General features: G+C 36.6%; 19 protein-coding genes. 10 read left to right on the top strand and 9 right to left on the bottom strand.

Annotated elements, in window-relative coordinates:
- Positions 1-3: 3 nt before the first annotated feature.
- Positions 4-504 carry a DUF6452 family protein gene (locus BLP81_RS07770; RefSeq protein WP_093367883.1) on the bottom strand — a complete coding sequence of 167 codons (501 nt, stop codon included), beginning with the start codon at positions 502-504 and terminating at the stop codon, positions 4-6.
- Positions 501-1,916 carry a 23S rRNA (uracil(1939)-C(5))-methyltransferase RlmD gene (gene rlmD / locus BLP81_RS07765; protein ID WP_093367882.1) on the bottom strand — a complete coding sequence of 472 codons (1,416 nt, stop codon included), beginning with the start codon at positions 1,914-1,916 and terminating at the stop codon, positions 501-503. Before rlmD ends, BLP81_RS07770 begins: the two co-directional genes overlap by 4 nt.
- A gap of 184 nt (positions 1,917-2,100) precedes the next feature.
- Here rlmD and rocD point away from each other — a divergent pair, with 184 nt between their 5' ends.
- A complete protein-coding gene (gene rocD, locus BLP81_RS07760) occupies positions 2,101-3,405 on the top strand; it encodes an ornithine--oxo-acid transaminase (RefSeq protein ID WP_093367881.1) in 1,305 nt (434 codons plus the stop codon).
- A gap of 73 nt (positions 3,406-3,478) precedes the next feature.
- Here rocD and BLP81_RS07755 read toward each other — a convergent pair whose 3' ends face one another.
- Positions 3,479-4,441, bottom strand: a complete 963-nt coding sequence (locus BLP81_RS07755) for a transporter (RefSeq protein ID WP_093367880.1) — start codon at positions 4,439-4,441, stop codon at positions 3,479-3,481.
- Between the two features lie 102 nt (positions 4,442-4,543).
- Here BLP81_RS07755 and BLP81_RS07750 point away from each other — a divergent pair, with 102 nt between their 5' ends.
- From BLP81_RS07750 to BLP81_RS07735, 4 genes are read left to right on the top strand one after another with little or no spacing between them, the layout of a single operon-like run.
- Positions 4,544-4,789, top strand: coding sequence for a DUF4834 domain-containing protein (locus BLP81_RS07750; protein ID WP_093367879.1), 246 nt, complete (start codon positions 4,544-4,546; stop codon positions 4,787-4,789).
- A 30-nt stretch (positions 4,790-4,819) separates the two neighbouring features.
- Positions 4,820-7,240 (top strand): YfhO family protein, encoded by a 2,421-nt coding sequence (locus tag BLP81_RS07745; RefSeq protein ID WP_093367878.1) that lies wholly within the window; start codon positions 4,820-4,822, stop codon positions 7,238-7,240.
- Between the two features lie 3 nt (positions 7,241-7,243).
- The gene (locus BLP81_RS07740; protein ID WP_093367877.1) at positions 7,244-8,515 is read left to right on the top strand and encodes a glycosyltransferase family protein; all 1,272 of its coding nucleotides are present in this window, start codon (positions 7,244-7,246) and stop codon (positions 8,513-8,515) included.
- Positions 8,516-8,519: 4 nt separating this feature from the next.
- Entirely contained in the window at positions 8,520-9,986 is a 1,467-nt protein-coding gene (locus BLP81_RS07735) for an oligosaccharide flippase family protein (RefSeq protein WP_093367876.1), read from the top strand.
- 181 nt (positions 9,987-10,167) lie between these two features.
- On the opposite strand, the gene uvrA is transcribed toward BLP81_RS07735, so the two are convergent.
- Entirely contained in the window at positions 10,168-12,960 is a 2,793-nt protein-coding gene (gene uvrA / locus BLP81_RS07730) for an excinuclease ABC subunit UvrA (protein WP_093367875.1), read from the bottom strand.
- Positions 12,961-13,175: 215 nt separating this feature from the next.
- Here uvrA and BLP81_RS07725 point away from each other — a divergent pair, with 215 nt between their 5' ends.
- The gene (locus tag BLP81_RS07725) at positions 13,176-13,763 is read left to right on the top strand and encodes an RNA polymerase sigma factor (RefSeq protein ID WP_093367874.1); all 588 of its coding nucleotides are present in this window, start codon (positions 13,176-13,178) and stop codon (positions 13,761-13,763) included.
- A 67-nt stretch (positions 13,764-13,830) separates the two neighbouring features.
- Here the strand turns inward: BLP81_RS07725 and BLP81_RS13780 are convergent, their stop codons facing one another.
- Complete coding sequence (locus BLP81_RS13780) at positions 13,831-13,959, bottom strand: hypothetical protein (RefSeq protein ID WP_262501430.1); 129 nt, start codon at positions 13,957-13,959, stop codon at positions 13,831-13,833.
- A gap of 45 nt (positions 13,960-14,004) precedes the next feature.
- On the bottom strand, positions 14,005-14,673 hold the full coding sequence (locus tag BLP81_RS07720; protein ID WP_093367873.1) for an endonuclease III domain-containing protein: 669 nt from the start codon (positions 14,671-14,673) through the stop codon (positions 14,005-14,007).
- A 30-nt stretch (positions 14,674-14,703) separates the two neighbouring features.
- Between BLP81_RS07720 and bcp the strand changes: the two genes are divergently transcribed.
- Complete coding sequence (gene bcp / locus BLP81_RS07715) at positions 14,704-15,153, top strand: thioredoxin-dependent thiol peroxidase (protein WP_093367872.1); 450 nt, start codon at positions 14,704-14,706, stop codon at positions 15,151-15,153.
- Between the two features lie 123 nt (positions 15,154-15,276).
- Complete coding sequence (xerD, locus tag BLP81_RS07710; RefSeq protein WP_093367933.1) at positions 15,277-16,173, top strand: site-specific tyrosine recombinase XerD; 897 nt, start codon at positions 15,277-15,279, stop codon at positions 16,171-16,173.
- Here the strand turns inward: xerD and BLP81_RS07705 are convergent, their stop codons facing one another.
- Entirely contained in the window at positions 16,174-16,779 is a 606-nt protein-coding gene (locus BLP81_RS07705) for a hypothetical protein (RefSeq protein ID WP_093367871.1), read from the bottom strand. It lies immediately after the preceding gene.
- Between the two features lie 2 nt (positions 16,780-16,781).
- A complete protein-coding gene (locus BLP81_RS07700) occupies positions 16,782-17,276 on the bottom strand; it encodes an RNA polymerase sigma factor (RefSeq protein WP_093367870.1) in 495 nt (164 codons plus the stop codon).
- A 91-nt stretch (positions 17,277-17,367) separates the two neighbouring features.
- Here BLP81_RS07700 and BLP81_RS07695 point away from each other — a divergent pair, with 91 nt between their 5' ends.
- Positions 17,368-18,663, top strand: coding sequence for an NAD(P)/FAD-dependent oxidoreductase (locus tag BLP81_RS07695; protein WP_093367869.1), 1,296 nt, complete (start codon positions 17,368-17,370; stop codon positions 18,661-18,663).
- Positions 18,664-18,734: 71 nt separating this feature from the next.
- Here the strand turns inward: BLP81_RS07695 and BLP81_RS07690 are convergent, their stop codons facing one another.
- Complete coding sequence (locus BLP81_RS07690; RefSeq protein WP_093367868.1) at positions 18,735-19,841, bottom strand: TlpA disulfide reductase family protein; 1,107 nt, start codon at positions 19,839-19,841, stop codon at positions 18,735-18,737.
- Between the two features lie 147 nt (positions 19,842-19,988).
- Between BLP81_RS07690 and BLP81_RS07685 the strand changes: the two genes are divergently transcribed.
- Complete coding sequence (locus tag BLP81_RS07685) at positions 19,989-22,367, top strand: GAF domain-containing protein (RefSeq protein ID WP_093367867.1); 2,379 nt, start codon at positions 19,989-19,991, stop codon at positions 22,365-22,367.
- Positions 22,368-22,388: the final 21 nt, after the last annotated feature.

The raw sequence follows: 22,388 nt of genomic DNA, 5'->3' as shown, positions 1-22,388 counted from the left end.
AAACTAATAAAAAATATACAGGTGAGTCTCAAATTCATTTTCAATACTATTTTCTCTAACTTGGATATCTCTTATCCAGTTTTCCGGGTTGGTTTCTTTGTTTTGAATCTCTACTCTAAAGTCGATAAAGTTAACTTTAAAACCACATGCTCTATTCACATACAATTCTCTGGTGTCATAAGAAAAAGTGAGTGTATCGGTTAAGCCTCCAGATTCGGATAAAGCATTCAAATTAAAAACATAGGTGGTTTCATTGGCATCTGTTTTAAGAGGGACTGCAATTGAAGATGTTGAATTGAATAAGATAGCTGTGTCATTTTCAATTTCTCTAACTGCTAAATTCCTGACGTTTCTTGGGTTGCTGGGGTTGTTGACGTCAAAAAAATCAATAACCAGTTTAGGGGTGGTTTCCGTACTTTCAGCACAGATATCATCTCTTTCACATGAGGTGAAAATTGAAAGTATAAAAAGAATAACCAAACTGGTGAACAGTGTTTTTTTCATTCTCTCAGTCTTAAGCACACTACATTTTCTACGTGGTGGGTTTGTGGAAACATGTCTACAGCCTGACTTTTTTCTACTTGATAATGCGCATCCATCAGTTGTAAATCCCGGGCTTGAGTTGCGGAGTTACAACTTACATAAACGATTCGTTTTGGTCTAACATTTAATATTTGCTCAACCACTTCCTTATGCATTCCTTCTCTTGGCGGGTCTGTGATAATAACATCAGGTTGACCGTGTTCCGCAATAAATCCTGCGGTAAAAATCTTTTTCATATCCCCGGCAAAAAAAGAAGTATTTTCAATGCCATTCAGTTTGGCATTGGCTTTGGCATCTTCAATGGCTTCTGGAATGGCTTCAATACCTACAACATGCTTTGCTTTTTTGGCAACAAATTGAGCGATAGTTCCTGTTCCTGTATATAAATCGTAAACTAGCTCATCACCGCTTAAATCTGCGAATTCTCTGGTGATTTTATAGAGTTCGTAAGCTTGTTCCGAATTGGTTTGGTAGAATGATTTGGCATTGATCTTAAACTTCAAGCCTTCCATCTCTTCATAAATGAAGTCCCGACCGAAATAGTTAATCACCTCTTGATCGTAGATAGTATCGTTTCCTTTTTCGTTGATGACATATTGAAGAGAAGTAACATCAGGGAATTCTTGAATGATGTAATCCAGTAACAGCTCACGTTTAGCCTTGTTTTCCTGATAAAATTGAATCAGTATCATGAATTCGCCGGTAGAACTGGTTCGAATCATCAAAGTTCTAAGCAGTCCAGTTTGCTCTCTGGGATTGAAAAAATCGAGCTCATTTTCAGTCGCAAAATCTCTTATTTTATTTCTGATGTCATTGCTGGGATCTTCTTGCAAATGACATTTTTCAATATTCAATATTTTATCCCACATGCCTGGAATATGAAATCCCAGTGCATTTTTATCTTGAATATCTATTCCGCTGGATATTTCAGATTCTGTTAACCATCGGCTATTGCTAAATGAAAACTCCATTTTGTTCCTGTAGAAATAAATTTCTTCGCTTCCAAGAATTGGTTTAGTTTCAACAATGTCGATTTTTCCTATACGCTTTAGGTTCTCAAGAACTTCTTTTTCTTTATAAAAAAGCTGATGTTGGTAAGCCATGTTTTGCCATTTACAACCACCACAAACTCCAAAATGTTGACAAACAGGTTCGGTTCGCTTTGGAGATAACTCTACAAAACGAAGAGGCTTTGCCTGATAGTAAGACTTTCTTTTTTTGTAAGTCGTCACGTCCACCACATCACCGGGTACAACCTGGTCAATGATTAAAACCCTGCCATCACTAGCTTTCCCTATTCCTTTCCCTTTACTTCCCGCATCAAGGACTTCTACGTTCTCGAAAGTTTTTTTTGTATTTTTTCTTCTCGCCATGCGGCAAAAATAAAGCAATGTTTGGATAAGAACTTTCAAACCTTCAAAATATTTAATTATCTGTTTAGTATTTTGAAAGCTAGCTACTTATTTATATTGAAACTAAATTGACTTAAGGATTGGTTAATAATTTTTAAAGGGCATTCAAATCCTTATTTTTGTAAAAATCGTTAAAAAATTAGTTATGTCAGTAGATACAATAGATAAAATGAAAGTGGAAGACGTGAAATCCTCACAACAAGCCATCGATCTTGAAGATAAACATGGAGCTCATAATTATCACCCCTTACCAGCAGTTTTGAAGAAAGGAGAGGGCGTTTATGTATGGGATGTTGAAGGAAAAAAATACTATGATTTTCTATCGGCCTATTCTGCAGTAAATCAAGGTCACTGCCATCCAAGGATTGTCGAGGCAATGCATGAACAGTCAAAAACCATCTCCTTAACCTCAAGGGCATTTCACAATAATGTATTAGGTGTATATGAAAAATACGCGACCGAGTACTTTAAGTTTGATAAGCTCCTTCCTATGAATAGTGGAGCAGAGGCTGTGGAAACAGCTATCAAGATCTGTAGAAAGTGGGCTTACGAAGAAAAAGGAATTCCTGAAACTGAAGCTAAAATCATTGTTTTTGAAAATAACTTCCACGGAAGAACAACAACTATTATTTCTTTCAGTAATGATGAAGGCGCTAGAAAAAACTTTGGTCCTTATACGCCAGGATTTATCAAAGTACCTTATAATGATGCTGAAGCTTTAGAAAAAGTTTTAAAAGAAAATAAAAACATTGCCGGGGCTTTAATTGAGCCTATCCAGGGAGAAGCTGGTGTATTCACACCTGATGATGATTTTATTCCTAAAGTAAAATCACTTTGTAATGCATACAATGTGCTTTTTATGGCAGATGAGATCCAGACCGGAATTGCCAGAACGGGTGCTTTGCTAGCGGTTTGCGGTAAATGCGATTGCCAGGGCCATTGTGAGCGTCAAGAAACCTATTCTAGACCAGATGTGCTTATCTTAGGTAAAGCACTTTCTGGAGGAGCTTACCCCGTATCTGCAGTTTTGGCAGATGATGAGGTAATGAAAGTCATACAGCCAGGACAACATGGTTCTACTTTTGGTGGAAATCCTGTAGCTGCGGCTGTAGCGATGGAAGCTTTAGAAGTCGTGAAAGATGAAAAACTTGCACAAAATGCGAGACGTCTTGGCGATCTTTTCAGAAGTGAATTGAATAAATTTATTGAAGATCACAACATCGTCAAACTCGTAAGAGGTAGAGGCTTGCTCAATGCAATAGTTATCAACGATTCTGAAGAAAGCTCAACGGCCTGGGATATTTGTGTAGCCCTCAAAGAAAATGGATTACTAGCTAAACCTACTCACGGTAATATCATTCGCTTTGCCCCACCACTAGTGATTACAGAAGAGCAATTGATGGATTGTGTAAAAATAATAACAAGTACTTTAAAGGATTTTGAAAAGTAAATTGTTTTAAAAATTTGCCTCACCCCAAAGTTTCAATCACCTGATTGAGGCTTCAAGGTGAGGTTTTATTTTTTTAGTGTTTTCTGCGCATTCTTCTTATTTCCCTTTCACGTCTTTCTCTCTCTTCGTTGAATAAATCTTCTTCATTTCTGTCTTTAAAAAGAAATTGGTCGGAATCATGCATATCGACTCTATAGGAAACGCCAATTCCCGCTCTCCAGCGTTCCGGTGTATCTTTGAAATTCATGAGTCCGGAAATATCTACCTGTAAATTTTTATTGACCAAAAAAGCAGCTCCCGCTCTTAAAACTTCATCACTATATAAATCGTTGATATAGGTTTGAAACTCTACAAACACCCCAGTTCTAGAATAAATTGAATGCGTAAGCGTGAAAATTCCAGCATAGGTCGGGAAATCTGATGTAGGCTTGTCTACGATAAAGTTGGAAACTAAAACCCAATTTCTTCCGATGTTGTTTTGAGTAATCAATGCTGCCTTTGGGGAAATGTTAGATTCGCCAGGAAACTTAAAGGGATTTTCACCAAATAAAAGATTCACACCAGCATAAAGAGAAACAGCAGGAATCAAATCTCTCCATTGGGGAAGGTTGTTCTTTTTCCAGCTGTAAAGATTAGGTCCTTCCTTCGCTCTTTTGATAAATGGATCATAAATGAGGTATTTTGCACCTAGCGTATTACGTTGAAAATTGCTAAAATTGCTAGTAGTTTCAGTTCCTCCCCTAAGTAAGGTTTCTTCGGCATTAACGAAACTGCCATCTAAAATCACTTCAAGTTGCTCCATAAATAAGCCAAATCTTACTTGATACTGGAAATCTACTTGTGTGCGATCGGGGATAAGCGAAAAGGTATGATTATCTTTACCGTAAGCTATTCCGGTTTCAAACTGAAGAACATTTGTGCCTACGCTATAAGCTCCAAAGGACTCGCCTGGTCTGTTGGAGTTGATCATATCTGTATACTGTGCCTGAATTCCTAAAGTGGCAAACAAAAATATCCCAAGTAGTTTAAATTTCATAAAAAAAGATTTAGATTCAAATATAAATTAAAATCTGATTTTTTAAGCCTTCCTATCGCATTGCTATAAACTATTGGTATTTTTGTATATCAAAACTTTTTTATGGTATTTCTCAAGACAATTTTAATAATACTTCTGGTTTATTTTGGGGTGAAGCTATTAGCTAAGTATTTTGGGCCTTTGCTGCTGAAGTATATCTTCAGAAAAGTTCAAAAGAACATGCAGAACCAGTTCAATCCTCCTCATCAGGACTCAAAAACAAAAACCCATACATCTGCCAAAACCTCTAAAAGAAAATCAAAGGATACCAAAGTTGGAGAGTACGTAGATTATGAAGAAATTGACTAACTTTCCCATTTTTCAAACCAAAATTCACTGATGAAGTCTATTTTAAAAAACTCCTGGAAACATCTTGTTGTTTTAGTCCTTTTTGTTATTGCCTCCTTAGCTTTTTTCTATCCTGTCCTGAAAGGTAAAACCATTTATCAAAGTGATATTGTTCAGTATACAGGCATGGCAAAGTCTCAAAATGAGTTTAGAGCGACAGAAGGGGAAGAGCCCTACTGGACAAATTCAGCTTTTGGAGGAATGCCAACCTACCAACTCGGGGCAAATTACCCTTATAATTTTATAAAGGAAATAGACCGAACCCTCCGTTTTCTGCCTAGACCAGCCGATTATTTATTTCTCTATTTCGTCGGTATGTATATCTTATTTTTGTGCTTAAGAGTCAATTATAAACTGGCATTTTTGGGCGCTTTAGCCTTTGGCTTTTCTACTTATCTCATTATTATCCTCGGTGTGGGTCACAATGCAAAAGCTCATGCTATCGCTTATTTCCCAATAGTTATTGGGGGGATGCTGCTCGTCTACAGGCAAAAACTGTTTTGGGGAAACGTCTTGTTTTGTATCGGACTTGCTTTTGAACTGATGTCGAATCACTTCCAGATGACCTATTATCTGATGTTGCTTTGTCTGGTAATAGTGACAGTAAATGGCGTTCATGCCTACAAATCAAAAACTTTAAAACCTTATCTGAAAGCATCACTGAGTTTTATTCCAGCGATTATACTGGCTGTTTTGCTCAACATTACCAACTTACTGGCAACCCAGGAATATGCGGAATTTAGTACAAGAGGGGATACAGGCCTTACTATTAATCCCGATGCTACTGAAAAACTAAATTCTGGCCTTGATTATGAGTATATCACAGAATACTCTTACGGTATTTTGGAAACTTTCAATCTCTTTATTCCAAGATTTATGGGGGGATCCAGTAGTGAGTCTCTGGGTAAAGATTCTGAAGTTTATAAAGAAATTATTCAGATGGGAGCCTCTCCGGTTCAAGCTTTAGAGTTCAGTAAAAATTTACCTACCTATTGGGGAGACCAAACCTTTATTGGTGCCCCTGCGTATATCGGGGCAAGTGTGGTCTTTTTATTTGTGTTAGCCTTATATCTTAAAAAAGGAAAGAGAAAATGGTGGTTGGTGGCTGGTTCTATTCTAGCTCTATTGCTATCCTGGGGTGATAATTTTTCACTGCTTACCAAATTTTTTGTTGACTATATACCATTCTACGATAAGTTTAGAGCTGTTTCGTCTATTCAGGTGATTATTGAATTTTGCTTACCTGTTTTAGGTGTTCTTGGACTTTCAAAACTGGTAAGTCATCAAGCCACTAATTCTGAAAAATGGGAGGCGCTAAAAAAAACAACACTGATTCTCGGCGGGCTTAGTGTTTTGTTTTTGCTTTTCAAATCGGTTTTGTTTGACTTTAGCAGTGATAATGACGGTATGTTTTTAAAACAGTATGGAGCCAAGTTTGTAAGGGCGCTTAAAGAAGATAGGAAATCTATGTTCATCGCGGATACTACTCGCTCCCTGATTTTTGTCTTACTTGTAGCAGGAAGCGTTTACTTATATCTTAAAGAAAAAATCAAGAAGCCGGTTTTTTTAGGGCTTATCGGAATTTTTATTTTGATAGATTTAATCGGTGTTGACACGCGCTATGTCAACGAAGACGATTTTGTGGCAGCCTCAGTCATGGAAAAACCTTTCCAGCCAACACAGGCTGATATTGAAATTCAAAATGATCAGTCTCATTTCAGGGTTTATGATTTAACTTCAAATCCGCTTAACTCAGCACGCGCGTCTTATTTTCATAATTCTATCGGAGGCTATCATGCGGCTAAGCCCGGAAGAATCCAGGAATTGTTTGACTTCTATATTTATGAAGGCAAACAAAGTATCTTAAACATGCTTAATGTGAAGTATTTTATTTTTGATGAGGGAGGAAAACCTGTAGTTCAAGAAAATCCAGATCATTTAGGTAATGCCTGGTTTGTAAAAAGGTTAGTTACAGTAGAAAATGCCAATGCGGCTATGTTGGCTTTAGATACCCTCGATCCCGGTAAAACGGCCATTGTGGAAGAAAATCAGTTTCCCCTCTCTGATAAAAAATACGACGTGAATACTTCAGATGCTATCGAACTCACCTCTTACAAAGAAAATGAGCTGATTTATAAGTACGAAGCAGACGGAGAACGCTTGGCCCTATTTTCAGAACTGTATTATCCTAAAGGATGGAAAGTCACTATTGATGGAAAAGAAGCAACACATTTTAGAGCTAATTATGTCCTGAGAGCTATGAAGTTACCAGCAGGAAGCCATCAAATCACTTTTTCATTTGAGCCTGATGTTGTGAGTTATGGTGGTAAAATAACCCTAACCAGTTTCATTATACTCCTATTGATAATCCTGGGCGGATTGGGTTACACTATAAAGCGAAAGCAAATTTAGAAGATGAAAAAAGTTTTGATAATCACATACTACTGGCCACCAGCAGGCGGGCCCGGAGTGCAGCGCTGGCTTCAATTTTCTAAACACTTACCTGAGTTTGGTGTTCAGCCAACTGTTTATAAACCCAAAAATCCAAGTTACCCCATTAAGGATTTTTCTCTTGAAGTAAGTCCAGGTATAAAAGTGATTGAAAAGTCAATTTTTGAACCTTATGCTTTAGCAGGATTACTTTCAAAATCAAACTCGAAAACCATCAGTAGCGGAATTATTAAATCTAAGAAAAAGCAATCCTGGACAGAGCGTTTGATGCTTTATATAAGAGGCAATTTCTTCATTCCAGATGCGAGAGCGTTTTGGGTAAAACCTTCAATTTTATTTTTGAAAGATTATATAAAAAATCATGAAATCGAAACCATCATCACTACAGGTCCACCCCATAGCTTACATCTCATCGGCTTGGGCTTGAAAGACATCTACCCGGACCTTCAATGGATTGCAGACTTCAGAGATCCATGGACAACAATTGGGTATCATTCAGCATTAAAGCTCACCGAAAAATCAAAGCAAAAACATCTGGCTTTAGAGAAGGACGTATTGAATTCAGCAGATCAGTTGATTACTACCAGTTTTCAAACCAAATCTGAATTTGAAGGAAAAACCGATACGCCCATAGAAGTGATCACCAATGGCTATGAAGAAATGTCTGTAGATGCTGAACTCAGCGAAAATTTCACGGTTTCTCATATAGGCTCTCTACTCAATGACAGAAATCCCAAAGTTTTATGGGAAGTTTTAGGAGAATTAATAGACGAAAATCTAGTTTTTAAGGACTTTTTTGAGCTTAAACTTATCGGTAAAATCAGCGAAAGTGTCTTGGAGTCAGCCCGAAGTTACGGGTTGAAAAATTTTATTAGTCAAGTGGGTTATCTCAATCATAAAGATGCTGTTGAAAGCCAGAGAAGTTCACAGCTTTTATTGCTCATTGAAATCGATAAGCCTGAAACTCGAGGGATAATTCCGGGAAAATTATTTGAATACTTAGCTTCCAAGCGTCCTATACTAGCTATAGGGCCAGAAGAATGGGACGTTGATAAAGTTATTCAAGAAACCAATTCTGGAGAATGCTTCACATATAACGAAAAAGTTCGTTTAAAGGCTTATATCGAAAAGTCTTTCGAAGCTTATTTAAACGGGAAATTGAAGTCTAAAACCAAAAATATAGAGCAGTTTAGTCGCAAAAACTTGACTAAAAAATTAGCAGAACTTATTAAATAATTCCATGGGAATCGTCGCCAAGCAATCTATAAAGAATCTCATTTCTACTTATTTTGGATTTGGAATTGGCGCGCTTAATGTCTTGTTTTTATACCCAAAATTTTTAAGTGTAGAGTATTACGGCCTGGTCACTTTTCTTTTATCTGCTGGAAACTTATTCTGGCCCTTTATGGCACTTGGGGTTCATAACACCATCGTTAAATTTTATACGAGTTATCACACCAAAACCGATACCGATAAGCTACTCAATTTTGCTCTGTTTATGCCTTTAGCTTTAGGGCTTCTTATAGGTGTAGCCGGCTTCATTTTTTACGATGCTTTGCTGCAGTATTTCGAAGGTGAAAACGATTTGGTTCAACCCTATATCTGGGGAATTTTTGTCATAGCCATGGCCACAGCCTATTTCGAAGTTTTTTTTGCCTGGGTAAAGGTCCAGTTCAAAAGTGTTTTTGGCACCCTCATGCGTGAAGTTTTTCACAGACTCGCCATTACATTCCTGCTCATCATTCTTTATGCTGAATTGATTAGTGTTCATCTATTCATTTATTTGCTCATCGGAGTTTTTATCTTGAGAACTTTGGTTATGCTAGGGTATGCGTTCAAACTATATCTGCCGAAATTTAGCTTTCAGCTTCCAGGCAGACTAAAGGAATTGATGAATTATTCTCTGCTTATTTTTATTGCAGGTACTGTTGCGGTGGCTTTGTTCGATCTGGATAAAGTTATGATAGAATACTTTATGCCTATTGAAAATGTGTCTATTTACGGGATTGCGATTTATATAGCTACGGTTATTGCCGTGCCTTCCAAAGCTATGCACCAAATTACCAATCCCATTACGGCCAAATATCTCAATCATGGTGAAAGCGAATTGCTGAAAGATCTTTATGTGAGAAGCTCCAACACGCTATTCCTCATCAGTGGATTTGTTTTCATACTCATCATTACCAATGTTCATCAACTTTATGAGATTATTCCGGAACCCTACCGAATAGGGGTAAGTATTGTTTTTTTAATCAGTTTAGTGAAACTTAGCGATAATGTGTTGGGGAATAACAACAGCATTATTTTCAATTCCAAGTATTACAAAACGGTTCTTATTGCTGGAGTGGTGTTGGTTGGGGTTGCTTTTTTACTGAATGTCTGGCTGATACCCATTTATGGTATTTACGGAGCAGCTTATGCTACCTTTATTTCCTTTCTGGCTTACAATATTTTTAAGCTTTCCTTTGTGAGAATTACCTTCGGAATCCATCCTTTCAATAAGAGAAGTCTGTATATATTTTTGGTGATTACAGGGCTTACTCTAAGCTTTTATTTCTGGGATTTTACTACTGAATTTGCGTTGCTCAACATTGTATTGAAATCGATACTGATAAGCATTCTCTACTTCATCATAAGCTTCAAAGGAGCATTATCTAAAGACTTGACAAACTTCTATGCAAAAGTCATTATAAAGAAAAGCCCGTAGCTGCACCTAGATTTCTGGGCTTCGCTTCTTGATTTCAGATATGTCTTATGAATATAAACTGAGGGGCAGTGCCCTGAAATCTTCCTATTCATTTTATTGACATTCGACCAAGTTCAGTTAAGAAGGACACAGATAGTTATTTTAAGCTTAACTGGGTTTGTTAGTTGTTCACGTAAAGAACTTAAACTTTAGATTTCAAAAACTGGCCTGTAAATGAAGTCTCTGTTTTCGAAACTTCTTCCGGGGTACCTTCAGCAACCAGCTGTCCTCCATTGATGCCGCCCCCTAGGCCCAAATCAATGATATGGTCGGCGCATTTGATGAGATCTATATTATGTTCGATGACAATCACGCTATGGCCTTTTTCGATCAGAGCTTCAAAAGATTTCAATAACTTATTGATATCGTGGAAGTGAAGTCCTGTAGTGGGTTCATCAAAAATGAATAAGGTTTTATCAGCATTTTTACCTTTGGTTAAGAAAGAAGCCAGTTTGATTCGCTGAGCTTCACCACCTGATAGGGTAGAGGAACTCTGACCTAAAGTCACATATCCAAGTCCAACGCTTTGTAAAGCCTCGAGCTTATTGGAAATTTTAGTTTCGTTGTGAGAGGAAAAGAATTCCATTGCATCATCGATGGTCATCGTTAGGATATCATCTATATTCTTACCTTCAAATTCTACATCTAAGACCTGTTGTTTAAAACGCTTACCATGACATGCTTCACATTCCAAATGAACATCTGCCATAAACTGCATTTCGATAGTGACTTCACCTTCTCCTTCGCAAACATCACAACGTCCGCCTTCTACATTAAAACTAAAATGCTTGGGCTTGAAATTTCTGATTTTAGAAAGCTTTTGTTTAGCATAGAGATTACGAATATCATCATAAGCTTTGATGTAAGTCACGGGATTGGATCTTGAAGATCTGCCAATTGGATTTTGATCTACATATTCTATATGCTTTATATGTTTGAAATTACCGGAAATCCCATCAAACTGACCAGCTTTGGTGCCGTAGCCACCATTTTGTTTGATCATTGCCGGATATAAGATTTTTTTGACCAGCGTACTTTTTCCGCTTCCTGAAACTCCTGTAATGGCTACAAAACAGTCTAAAGGAACTTTTATTGATATATTTTTGAGATTATGCTCCCGAGCTCCTTTAATCTCAACATAGGATGTTGAGGTTCTCCTTTCCTTCGGGACTTCAATTTTCATTTTACCATTGAGGTATTGTGAGGTTAGTGAATTTGCTTTTAGGATTTGTTTATAAGTACCTTCAGCTACTAGCTCTCCGCCGTGAGTCCCGGCTTCTGGACCAATATCTATGATGTGATCTGCAGCTTTCATAATGTCTTCATCATGTTCTACAACAATAACTGTATTGCCGAGGTCTCTAAGGTCTTTTAAAACCTCAATAAGCCTTTCATTATCTTTAGAGTGGAGACCGATGGAAGGCTCGTCTAAAATATACATCGAGCCCACCAAGCTGCTTCCTAGGGAAGTCGCCAAATTGATGCGTTGGGATTCCCCTCCGGAAAGTGAATTGGATTTTCTATTTAAAGTTAAATAAGTCAGTCCCACATCCATCAAAAATTTGAGTCGGTTATTGACTTCTTTTAATAAGCGCTTCCCGATTTTTTCATCGTGCTGGTCAAGCTTGAGTTCTTTGAAAAAAGTACTGACCTCATCAATAGGTAAATCCACAAGCTGAGTGATATCAATATTATTTATTTTGACATAAGTGGCTTCTTTCTTCAATCGTCGTCCTTTACATTCCGGACAGCGGGTTCTACCCCTGTATCTAGATAATAAAACTCTATTTTGAATTTTATAAGCTTTAGATTTTACGGTTTCAAAAAACTCATTGATGCCTGTAACATATTGATTTCCTTCCCAAATGATATTTTTTTGGTCTTCGGTCAATTCAAAATAAGGCGTGTGTACAGGGAAATCAAATTTATGGGCATGTTTTATAAACTCTTTTTTGTACCAACCCAGGGTCTCACCATTCCAAGGTGCTATTGCGCCTTCATAAACACTTAATCCTGTATTGGGGATCACCAGAGCCTCATCTATGTCTACAATATCTCCGTAACCTTCACATTTCGGACAAGCGCCAACTGGATTATTGAAACTGAATAAATGTACATTTGGCTCGTTAAACAGCATGCCATCCAGCTCAAATTTATTATTGAAGTTGGTGATTTTACCGGTAGAAATGTCTTCAATATTAAGTTCTCCTTTTCCTTCAAAAAAAGCATTCTGAATAGAATCTGCTAAACGGTTGTAGAAATCTTCATCGTCTTTTACCACAATTCGATCTACGACAATGGAAAGCCTACTTTTTTTTGAAATTTTCAGATTTTGGGCTTCGCTTATTTTAACAACCTTATCATCTATTTTAATCCTGCTAAAGCCTTGCTGCTGGAGAATATTTATTTTCTCTTCAACCGTTCGTTTATTTTCTAAAGTAATGGGAGCGAGCAGAAGTAACTTTTTGTTTTCTTCCTGTGATTTAATGAAATCGACAACATCCGTAACCGTATGTTTTTTGACTTGTTTTCCAGAAATAGGTGAAATGGTTTTACCTATTCTGGCATATAGCAATTTTAAGTAATCATAAATCTCGGTCGAAGTTCCTACAGTTGAGCGCGGATTGGTTGAATTTACTTTTTGTTCAATAGCGATTGCAGGAGCAATGCCTTTGATGTAATCTACTTTAGGCTTATCCAGACGACCAAGAAATTGCCTGGCATATGCAGAAAGGCTTTCGACGTAACGTCTTTGGCCTTCTGCATAAAGGGTGTCAAATGCTAAGCTCGATTTTCCAGAGCCTGAAAGCCCTGTGAAGACAACGAGTTTATTTCTGGGAATAACAACATTGATGTTTTTTAAATTGTGGAGTTTTGCTCCTTTTATGATAATAAAGTCTTTGGGATCGATTTTATCTAAATCTGTTTGTTTCATAAATATAAAGCCTGCTACAAATATAAAGATTTGTCAGCCCAATTATAGGTTATACACTGACTCATAATATGTTAAAATTATTGACAGAATGTTGCATATAAACTTATATTTCTATATTAGCCCCACAAAACAAAGCCTATACAACACTTTTACTTAAAACTCATTTAATAACGAAAGTCATTTTTTGAAATTGGCTTTATTTAAGTAAAAGATTTATGAATAGGACTTCAATTTCTTCCGAAGCTTTTCTAGTAAAGCAATATATAGAAGGTGATGAAAAATCACTTTCAATTCTAATCAACAGACATCAACAAAAAATTTTCGGGTTTATTTTTTCTAAAGTATACGATAAGGATCTTGCAGAAGATATTTTTCAGGATACGTTTATTAAAGTTATTCGTACACTTAAGCGGGGTAAATATAATGAAGAAGGAAAGTTTCTGCCTTGGGTCATGAGAATAGCTCATAACCTAGTTATTGACCATTTCAGAAAAAGCAACCGGATGCCAAAATTTGAAGGCAAGGGAGATTTTGATATTCTTGACTTTATGACTGATGGCGATCTGAATGCCGAGAGACAAATCATAAAAGATCAGATCGATGCAGATCTTCATGAACTCATCAAAGAATTACCACAAGACCAGTTGGAAGTACTAGAAATGCGTGTTTTTAAAGAAATGAGTTTTAAAGAAATTGCCTTCAAAACCGATGTTAGTATCAACACTGCATTAGGGAGAATGAGGTATGCATTGATCAATTTAAGAAAGATTATAGAGAAACATCAGGTGGTTTTGACCAATTAAAGAAATACAATAATCCTTATTTATTTGCGTTTTCGTTATATAAAATAAAAAATGATATGGCGAAAATTTACTCAAATGAAGTTTCAGAATTATATTCTAAACCTATGAAGCCTTCAGCAAAAACGATTAAGAGGATTTTGGATTTTTCCAAGGCATTTAGGGTCGTTCGGTATAAAGATTTAGAGTTTGATAGCATGCAGAATTAATTTTTTTTTACTTCCAAAAAAACTGAAAAGCTTCCTTATTTCGATTTGGAAGCCTTTTTCTTGTCGTAAGCTTTGATCACAGATTTTCTTCCTATGGTTTTGGTGATGATGTCTTTTTCCAAATCCCATCCTCTTGCCGGAGAATATTCTCTGCCATACCAGATGATTTGTAAGTGTAAATCATTCCAGACCTCTTCAGGAAATAATCGTTTGGCATCTTTTTCGGTTTGTTGCACATTTTTACCATTGCTAAGATTCCAGCGGTACATCAACCTGTGAATATGGGTATCAACTGGAAATGTAGGGACCCCAAAAGCCTGTGCCAGCACAACCGACGCCGTTTTGTGACCAACCGCAGGGAATTCTTCCAATGCTTCCATATCGTTGGGCACTTTGCCCTTATATTTTTCTATTAGGATTTTAGAAAGACCATGGATTCCTTTGGATTTCATCGGAGATAAGCCCACAGGTTTGATGATTTCCCGAATTTGATCCGGACTCATTTTGACCATATCCCATGGGTTATCAGCCTGCTCGAAAAGCAAAGGTGTAATTTGATTTACTTTGACGTCTGTACTTTGAGCTGAGAGCAAAACAGCGATAAGTAAAGTATAGGGATTTTTATGGTCTAAGGGCACTGGAATGGTGGGGTATAAGTCCTTTAACGTATTTATAACGAAAACTACTTTTTCAGATTTTTTCATTTGCTTTACTTTTAAGCAAAAATAGGAATTATGACAACACTAAAAGTCGGAGATCAAGCTCCAAATTTTGAGGCTAAAGACCAGGATGGGAATGTACATACACTTGAAGACTATAAAGGAAAAAAATTAGTCGTTTTCTTTTATCCAAAAGCAAGTACCCCTGGATGTACTGCCGAGGCATGTAACTTGAGAGATAACTGGGAGACTTTTCAGGCCAAAGGCTATGACATACTTGGTGTGAGTGCAGACTCTGCCAAACGTCAGCAAAATTTCAAAAACAAATACGAGCTACCATTTCCATTGCTTGCAGATGAAGATAAGGAAGTGATCGAGGCTTTTGGTGTATGGGGCCCTAAGAAATTTATGGGCAAAGAATATGATGGAATCCACAGAACAACTTTTGTCATTAACGAAGATGGCGTGATTGAGGACGTTATCTCCAAAGTGAAAACAAAAGCGCACGCCGAACAAATTCTTTAGGAACTCAGTGAAATTTCAGTTGGCCAGCTTTACAGGGAAATATCCTAGTGTATTTTTTTTGGATGCTTTTCATGCGTAATTCGATGGGGTTGATTTACCAGGAAATTAATGTATTTTGGTGTCATGAAATGGGAGCAGGCAATTCAGGATTTCACCTACTATCTGAAAATAGAAAGAGGTCTGGCCGATAATACCATTCAGAATTATCGGCTGGACATTTTAAAACTGACCAATTACCTTTCTGAATTTGAATTGAATATTTCCCCTGTTTATATCGCTGAAGATGATATTCAAGGGTTTATATATAACATTTCAAAACTCCTGAATGAAAGGTCGCAAGCAAGATTGATTTCTGGATTAAAAAGCTTTTTTGATTTTTTGATTTTTGAAGGTTATAGAAAAACCAACCCACTCGAACTCATAGAATCTCCTCGTTTGGGAAGAAAGCTCCCGGATACACTTTCCATTTCTGAAATCGATCAGCTTATCGGTGCTATAGATTTATCTCATTCCCAGGGTCAGCGAAACAAAGCTATCATAGAAACACTCTATGGCTGTGGGCTCCGGGTAAGTGAATTGACTAATCTAAAGCTTTCGCATCTTCATTTTGAAGAAGGATTTATTAAAGTTTTAGGTAAGGGCAATAAGGAGCGTTTGGTGCCTATCAATTCTTACACTCAAAAGTTTATCGAACTTTATAAAGATGAGGTCAGAATTCATCAGGAGCCTAAACCGGGGTTTACGGATGTTTTATTTTTGAATAGACGTGGTGCTCAGTTAACGAGAGCTATGATTTTTACTATCGTAAAACAATTAGCTAAAGAGGCTCATATTCAGAAGAACATAAGTCCTCACACCTTTAGACACTCATTTGCAACCCATCTTTTGGAAAACGGAGCAAATCTGCGTGTTATCCAGCAAATGCTTGGTCATGAAAGCATAACCACCACTGAAATTTATATGCATCTGGACAAAACACATCTAAGGTCGGTCTTAGAGCAATTTCATCCAAGAGCCTGATTATGCCTCAATTTTATTGAGGAGTTTATAATTTTTGTAGAGCCTTTTGGTTAAGATGCCATAAAGGAGCCTGTAAAAAAGAATCAACAGACCTATGATGATAAAGAGTATAAATGTCATGATACTCGCAATTATCCAAAACTCAAAGGTATTAAAGGTGGTTTCAATCAAAATAGCCCTTGTACCACTAATGATAAAAATAATGATAAAGAGGGCAATATTATAACGCACATAGTATTTTACGGCTTGTCTTGTTTTAATGATTTGGCGCATCAGTTTTTTAGCAGAATCGGTCACTTTGATACGCAGGTAATTTTTGCAAAACAAATAAATAAACCCAAAGAGAACAACATAATTCACTACCGTGGTCACTTTCAAAAACCACAAAAACAGTTCACTTTCGATGGTTTCAATATAATCTTCTGAAGAAATCAAAATATCTAAGGCTATCCAGAATACAAATTCTAAAACGCTAATGATAAAGATCCACTTCACGCTTGAAGATGACTTTTTATGCAACAAAGGCATGAGTTCTTCTTGCGTATATTTCGGCAAATCGTCATTTCGTTTTTGCCAGTCTTTTTTAATAAGGTCTAACTCATCCATAATTAAGGATTCAAAATACGTTTTAGTTTAGTTTTCACTCTATTCATTTTCACTCTTGCATTGACCTCAGAAATCCCTAAAGTTTCCGAAATTTCTGTATAAGCCTTATCTTCCAGATAAAGTAGTACAAGGGCTTTATCAATATCGTTTAGTTCTTTTATGGCCGAGTACATTAATTTTAAATTATCATCCAAAGTGCTGTCATAACCTTCAGCAGACATCTTGAAATCAAAATTTTCCCAGGGCATAGTCTGGACTCCCCTTTTTTTCTTTCTGTATAAGGTGATGGCGGTATTTAAGGCCACACGGTACATCCAGGTACTAAATTTTGACTCTTCTCTAAATTTAGGATAAGCTTTCCATAATTGGATGGTTATTTCTTGAAAAAGGTCTTTGTGAGCATCAGCATCATAGGTGTACATCCTGCAAATTTTGTGCGCAATGTTTTGATGTTCCTCAAGAAGTTTTATAAATTTCTTTTCTAATGTTGTGTTCAAAATTTATAGGCTCTGATGGTAAGTCGTTAAAATTATTAAAAGTTACAGACTTGGCTGTAAATTAAATTAATTTAGACGGAAATTAATTTTTATGAATGTTCCAATTACAGATTTACCTCGAGTTGTCATTATAGGTGGAGGTTTTGCGGGGATAAATTTAGTAAAACAGCTTGAGAAAAAGTCTCTTCAAGTGGTGATGCTGGACAAGAGAAATTATCATACTTTTCAACCCTTGCTATACCAGGTGTCTACTTCGGGTCTGGAGCCAGACTCCATAGCTTATCCACTGCGAAAAATTCTCAAGAAAAATAAGAATGCTTATTTCAGAATGGCTGATGTCGAACACATAGACGATAAAAAGCAACTGGTCGAAACCAATATCGGGGAGATCACCTACGATTATCTTGTCATCGCCACGGGTTCTAAAACCAATTTCTTCGGAAACAAAAGCGTTGAGGATAATGCGATCTGGATGAAAACCGTGCCACAGGCTTTAAACTTAAGAAGTTTAATTCTGGAAAATTTAGAAGAGGCCACCATTACAGATGATCCTGAAAAAAGAAAGTCTCTTTTGAATTTTGTAATCGCTGGAGCTGGTCCGACTGGTGTAGAACTCAGTGGAGCTATAGCTGAACTGAGAAGAAATGTGGTTCCTAAGGATTACCAAGATATTGATCCAGAGGAAATTCATATTCATTTGATTGAAGGTTTGGATAAAGTTCTCCCTCCTATGAGTGATACCTCCTCTGCCAATGCTCAGAAATACCTGGAGGAACTTGGCGTGAAAATCCATCTCAATACCTTTGTTGATTCTTATAAGGACCAAATTGTAAAAACCGATAAGGAAGACCTGTCTTTTCATTGTGACACGTTTATATGGAGTGCGGGCGTAACCGGAGCTGCGATAGACGGACTTAAGAATGGAGCTTTAATGGAAAAAACAAATCGCTATAATGTAAATACCTTCAATCAAATAGAAGGTTACGAGAATGTTTTTGCTATCGGTGATATTGCTCTGATGAAAAGCGAAGATTATCCTAAAGGCCATCCCATGGTGGCTCAGCCTGCTATTCAGCAGGGTAAACATCTGGCTAAAAATTTAGTGAGAATTATAAATAAAGAAAGTCTTATGCCTTTTGATTATTATGACAAGGGAACTATGGCCACTGTGGGTAGAAATAAGGCTGTAGTAGATTTAAAAAACATCAAGTTTGGAGGAGCTTTTGCCTGGTTTATATGGATGTTTATTCACCTGTTGTTTTTAGTGGGCTTTAGAAACAGGATTGTAACCTTTTTCAATTGGACCTATAGTTATATCAATTATGACAGAGCTGCAAGGCTTATCGTCAGGCCTTTTAAAGCGGAAAAACTCAAATCACCGGACTAAGTAATCTGAATTAAAAAACGGGCAATTTCAATTGAGAAATTACCCGTTTAATTTGTTTTTTATGACGAAACTTATTGTCCTAAAGCCTCTTTTACTTTTTCTCTGAGGTCGTTTCCTCTTAGATTTTTTCCTATAATGATACCATTTTCATCAATAAGGAAGGCCGCAGGAATAGCTCTTACACCGTATTTCTTAGCGATGGGTTCTTGCCAATATTCAAGGTTTGAAATGTGATTCCAGCCAAGATTATCTTCTTCTATGGCCTTTACCCAGGCATCTTTATGATTAGGCTTGTCTAAAGAAACACCTACAACGGCAAAACCTTTGTCTTTATAGTCTTCGTAAATGCTTACAATATTTGGATTCTCTATTCTACAGGGTTTACACCAAGAAGCCCAGAAATCGATGAGAGTTACTTTTCCCATGGCATCCTCAAGCGCCAATTCTTTGCCTTCCGGAGTTGGCCCGGAAAATTTTGGCGCTTCGGCCCCTAGGTCTGTTGCACCAATTTTGGCAATATTTTGTCCTAACACTCTTCCAAGAGGCGTATCTTTTACTTCAGCATCAAACTTATCATAAAGAGATTTCATTTTATTAAGGGGGATAGCTTTGGAATTCATGACGTCAGATAGAGCCATCATAGCTACAATAGAATTTGGATGGTTCTCGATAAACTCTAAAGTTGCTTGTCTAGATTTTTCATCTACAGCTTCCATATCAAGCTGCAAGTCTAGTAAAACAACTTCATCACCGCTTTGAGATGCTTCTTGATATTTGTTTCTAAGAGACTCTCGTTCTTTCGCATAACTAGAAATCATTTCGATGTACTCTTTCAAAAGCTTATTGTGTTCTCCAGCTTCAATTTCTGAATCTCTCAAATTGGCTTTGTCAGCTTTAATTTTGATTTGCTTTGCATCATTGATGAAAATCATATTTCCATTCACGCCTTCAACCTGAATAAGATTGATATTTTGATTGGCAGGCTCTAATTCAAACTCAAAAGAATTGTTTTGAACCTGGGTTGTATCTAATGGAATAGGTATATTTTGGGGACCTAGTTGAGTCAGATACACAGAGGTGCCGTCTGTAACATCATTAATAGTAGCTTCCAGTTTTGGTGTAGATGAATCACAACTCATTAAAACAATAAGAAGGGATAGGCTAAAAATTATTTTCATTTGTTCATTATTTGATTTGTAAAAATAATATACTCAATTAGAGTAAAGCTTCAACTTCAGAAGAAATTAGCTTTATTTGGTAAAAGTATCTTAAGTTAAAAGTTTAAAGATGTTTTTATAAATACTATTGTAAAAGTATATTCAATTATGGATCATTACAAAGATATATATCCTTTTCAGATCAAACTGAGTTTTCAAAAAATACGAGATAACTTTCAGAAGCGATTGTTAACTGAAAGTAATTCTATTTCTAGAAATTATATACAAGGCATTCTCGATTATTCAGAATCTTATCCTGAACTTTTCAATGGAATTGAGAATTATGAAAACCTGAAACCCTACGAAGAACAGATCAAGATGCTTCTGGACGATCTTTTTCCAGATATTTTAACTTATAACGAAATCAAGGTGGCGACAGTTCCTTTCCGGAATAAAATGTTTCGAAAAACCAAACGCTTTGAATCTATACTAAATTCGGTGTCCGATAAAAGCTTTGAATTTCTTCCTCGTAATTTCAACATAGAGAAAGACTATATTCTAGCCTGTATTATCATACTGAATACGTATTATAAGTACACTATTGATTTTTTCAGACCAGAGTATTACGATATACCCGATGCTGATGGTAATCTTAGGAATTATAGATTGTTTGTTAATGCAGATTTTGTGGAGTTGTTTCCTACGAAAAATGCTCCAGAAATCACAGACGCTGATGTGGATCAATTACTCAACAGACAAAACGATATTGATTTTTGGAAAGAAAAATTTCCTCCAGATTCCTGGATCTTTAAAGGCTTTACCATTTTAAATCTCACAGATGTAACTATTGATAACAGCATTTCTGAAATAAAAACCCTACTTCTTAACAGCAATATTTTTTCAGACTCCAGGGCTATATCGCTTAAGATGGTGAATATCTTAAAATCGATTTTCAGTTTACCAAAACTGGAATTTGGTTTTGCACTTTTTAATGAGGAAACTGAAAAATTTCAACAAAGCCATTCCAATTATATCGATAGTTTTATATTGAATTCTATATCAGATAATGGCTGTAAAGAAGCTTTTTGCCATGGGGCGTACGCAGCCATCGTAAATCAGCATAAATACTTCAGCATTACAGATGTAGATGCTTATGCCCAAAAAAATAAGTCCAATAAATTTGCAAATTACCTTCAAGCTAAAGGCATAAAATCTGCTATTCTGGCTCCGGTAACCAAAAACGATAAACTTCTTGCTATCTTAGAACTGGTGAGTTACTCCAAAAATGATTTAAACAACATCAACGCTACCAAGTTAGATGATATCGTTCCTTATATCGCAGAAACTGTTCAAAGTTATAAGCAGGAGAGACAAAACAGAATAAAAGCGATAATTCAAAGCGAATACACGTCTATTCATCCAAGTGTAGAATGGAAATTTGAAGAAGAGGCAGAAAAACTTTTTGCGGAGTCAGCCCCTGATAAAAATAATGAGTTAAAAGAAATCAGATTTCATAAGGTTCATCCTCTTTTTGGCCAGATTGATATAGCAGATTCTTCTACAGAACGAAATTCTGCCATCCAAAATGACCTCATTTATCAATTAAATGAGGTTTTGAATATCGTGAATTCAGCTTTAGAAATTCAAGCTTTGCCAGTGTTTGAACAACTTAGCTATAGAATTACAGATGCCCTTTCGCATTTAACTGAAGGAATCACCGCTTCGACTGAAGAAAAAACCGACAAGTTACTGAAACAGGATGCTCAGCCCGTTTTAGAATACATCCTGAAGACTATTCCTTCGTGTCATGCCATGGTTGAGCAATACATGGAAAAATCGAGCGCCGGAGCCAAGGCATTTCATAAAAACAGAGATGTGTTTGATGAAACCGTTTCGAGTATCAACTCCAGTTTAGCTAGCTTTATTGACATGAAACAAGTGGAAGCTCAAAAGTTATTCCCGCATTATTTTGATCGCTATAAAACCGATGGCGTGGAGCATAATATGTACATCGGTCAGTCTATTGCAAAAGACCTTACGTTTAGTAAAGTTGTTCTGGAGAACTTGAGATTATGGCAACTTTCGGTCATGTGTGAAATGGAAAATAAATTTTATAAAATTCAGGAAGTAAAGCATATTAAGCTGAGTTCCAGATCGCTTATTCTTGCCTTCAATAATACCTTGACCATACATTATAGAATGGATGAGAAACACTTTGATGTAGACGGGTCTTACAATGCACGCTACGAAATCATTAAAAAAAGAATTGATAAGGCTTACATTAAAAATTCTGAAGAACGAATTACGTCCAGGGGAAAACTGACGATCGTGTATTCACAGCTGGAAACTCAGGAAGAATACCTCAAATACATCACTTATCTGCAAAGGAAACAATATTTGAATGCAGAGGTTGAGCTACTGGATGTTGAAGATTTACAGGGGGTTTCCGGCCTAAAAGCTATTCGCGTTGGAATTTTATATCATAATGGTAACACCCCGGATACAGGAATCACTTATGAAAATTTGATAGAATCTATGCATGAATGATTTTTATTAAGCTTTAAATGG

This window comes from Psychroflexus sediminis, from assembly GCF_900099815.1.
GTDB lineage: Bacteria > Bacteroidota > Bacteroidia > Flavobacteriales > Flavobacteriaceae > Psychroflexus > Psychroflexus sediminis.
Note: the sequence above shows the minus strand (reverse complement) of the source record. Positions and strands in the feature narration are given on the sequence as shown.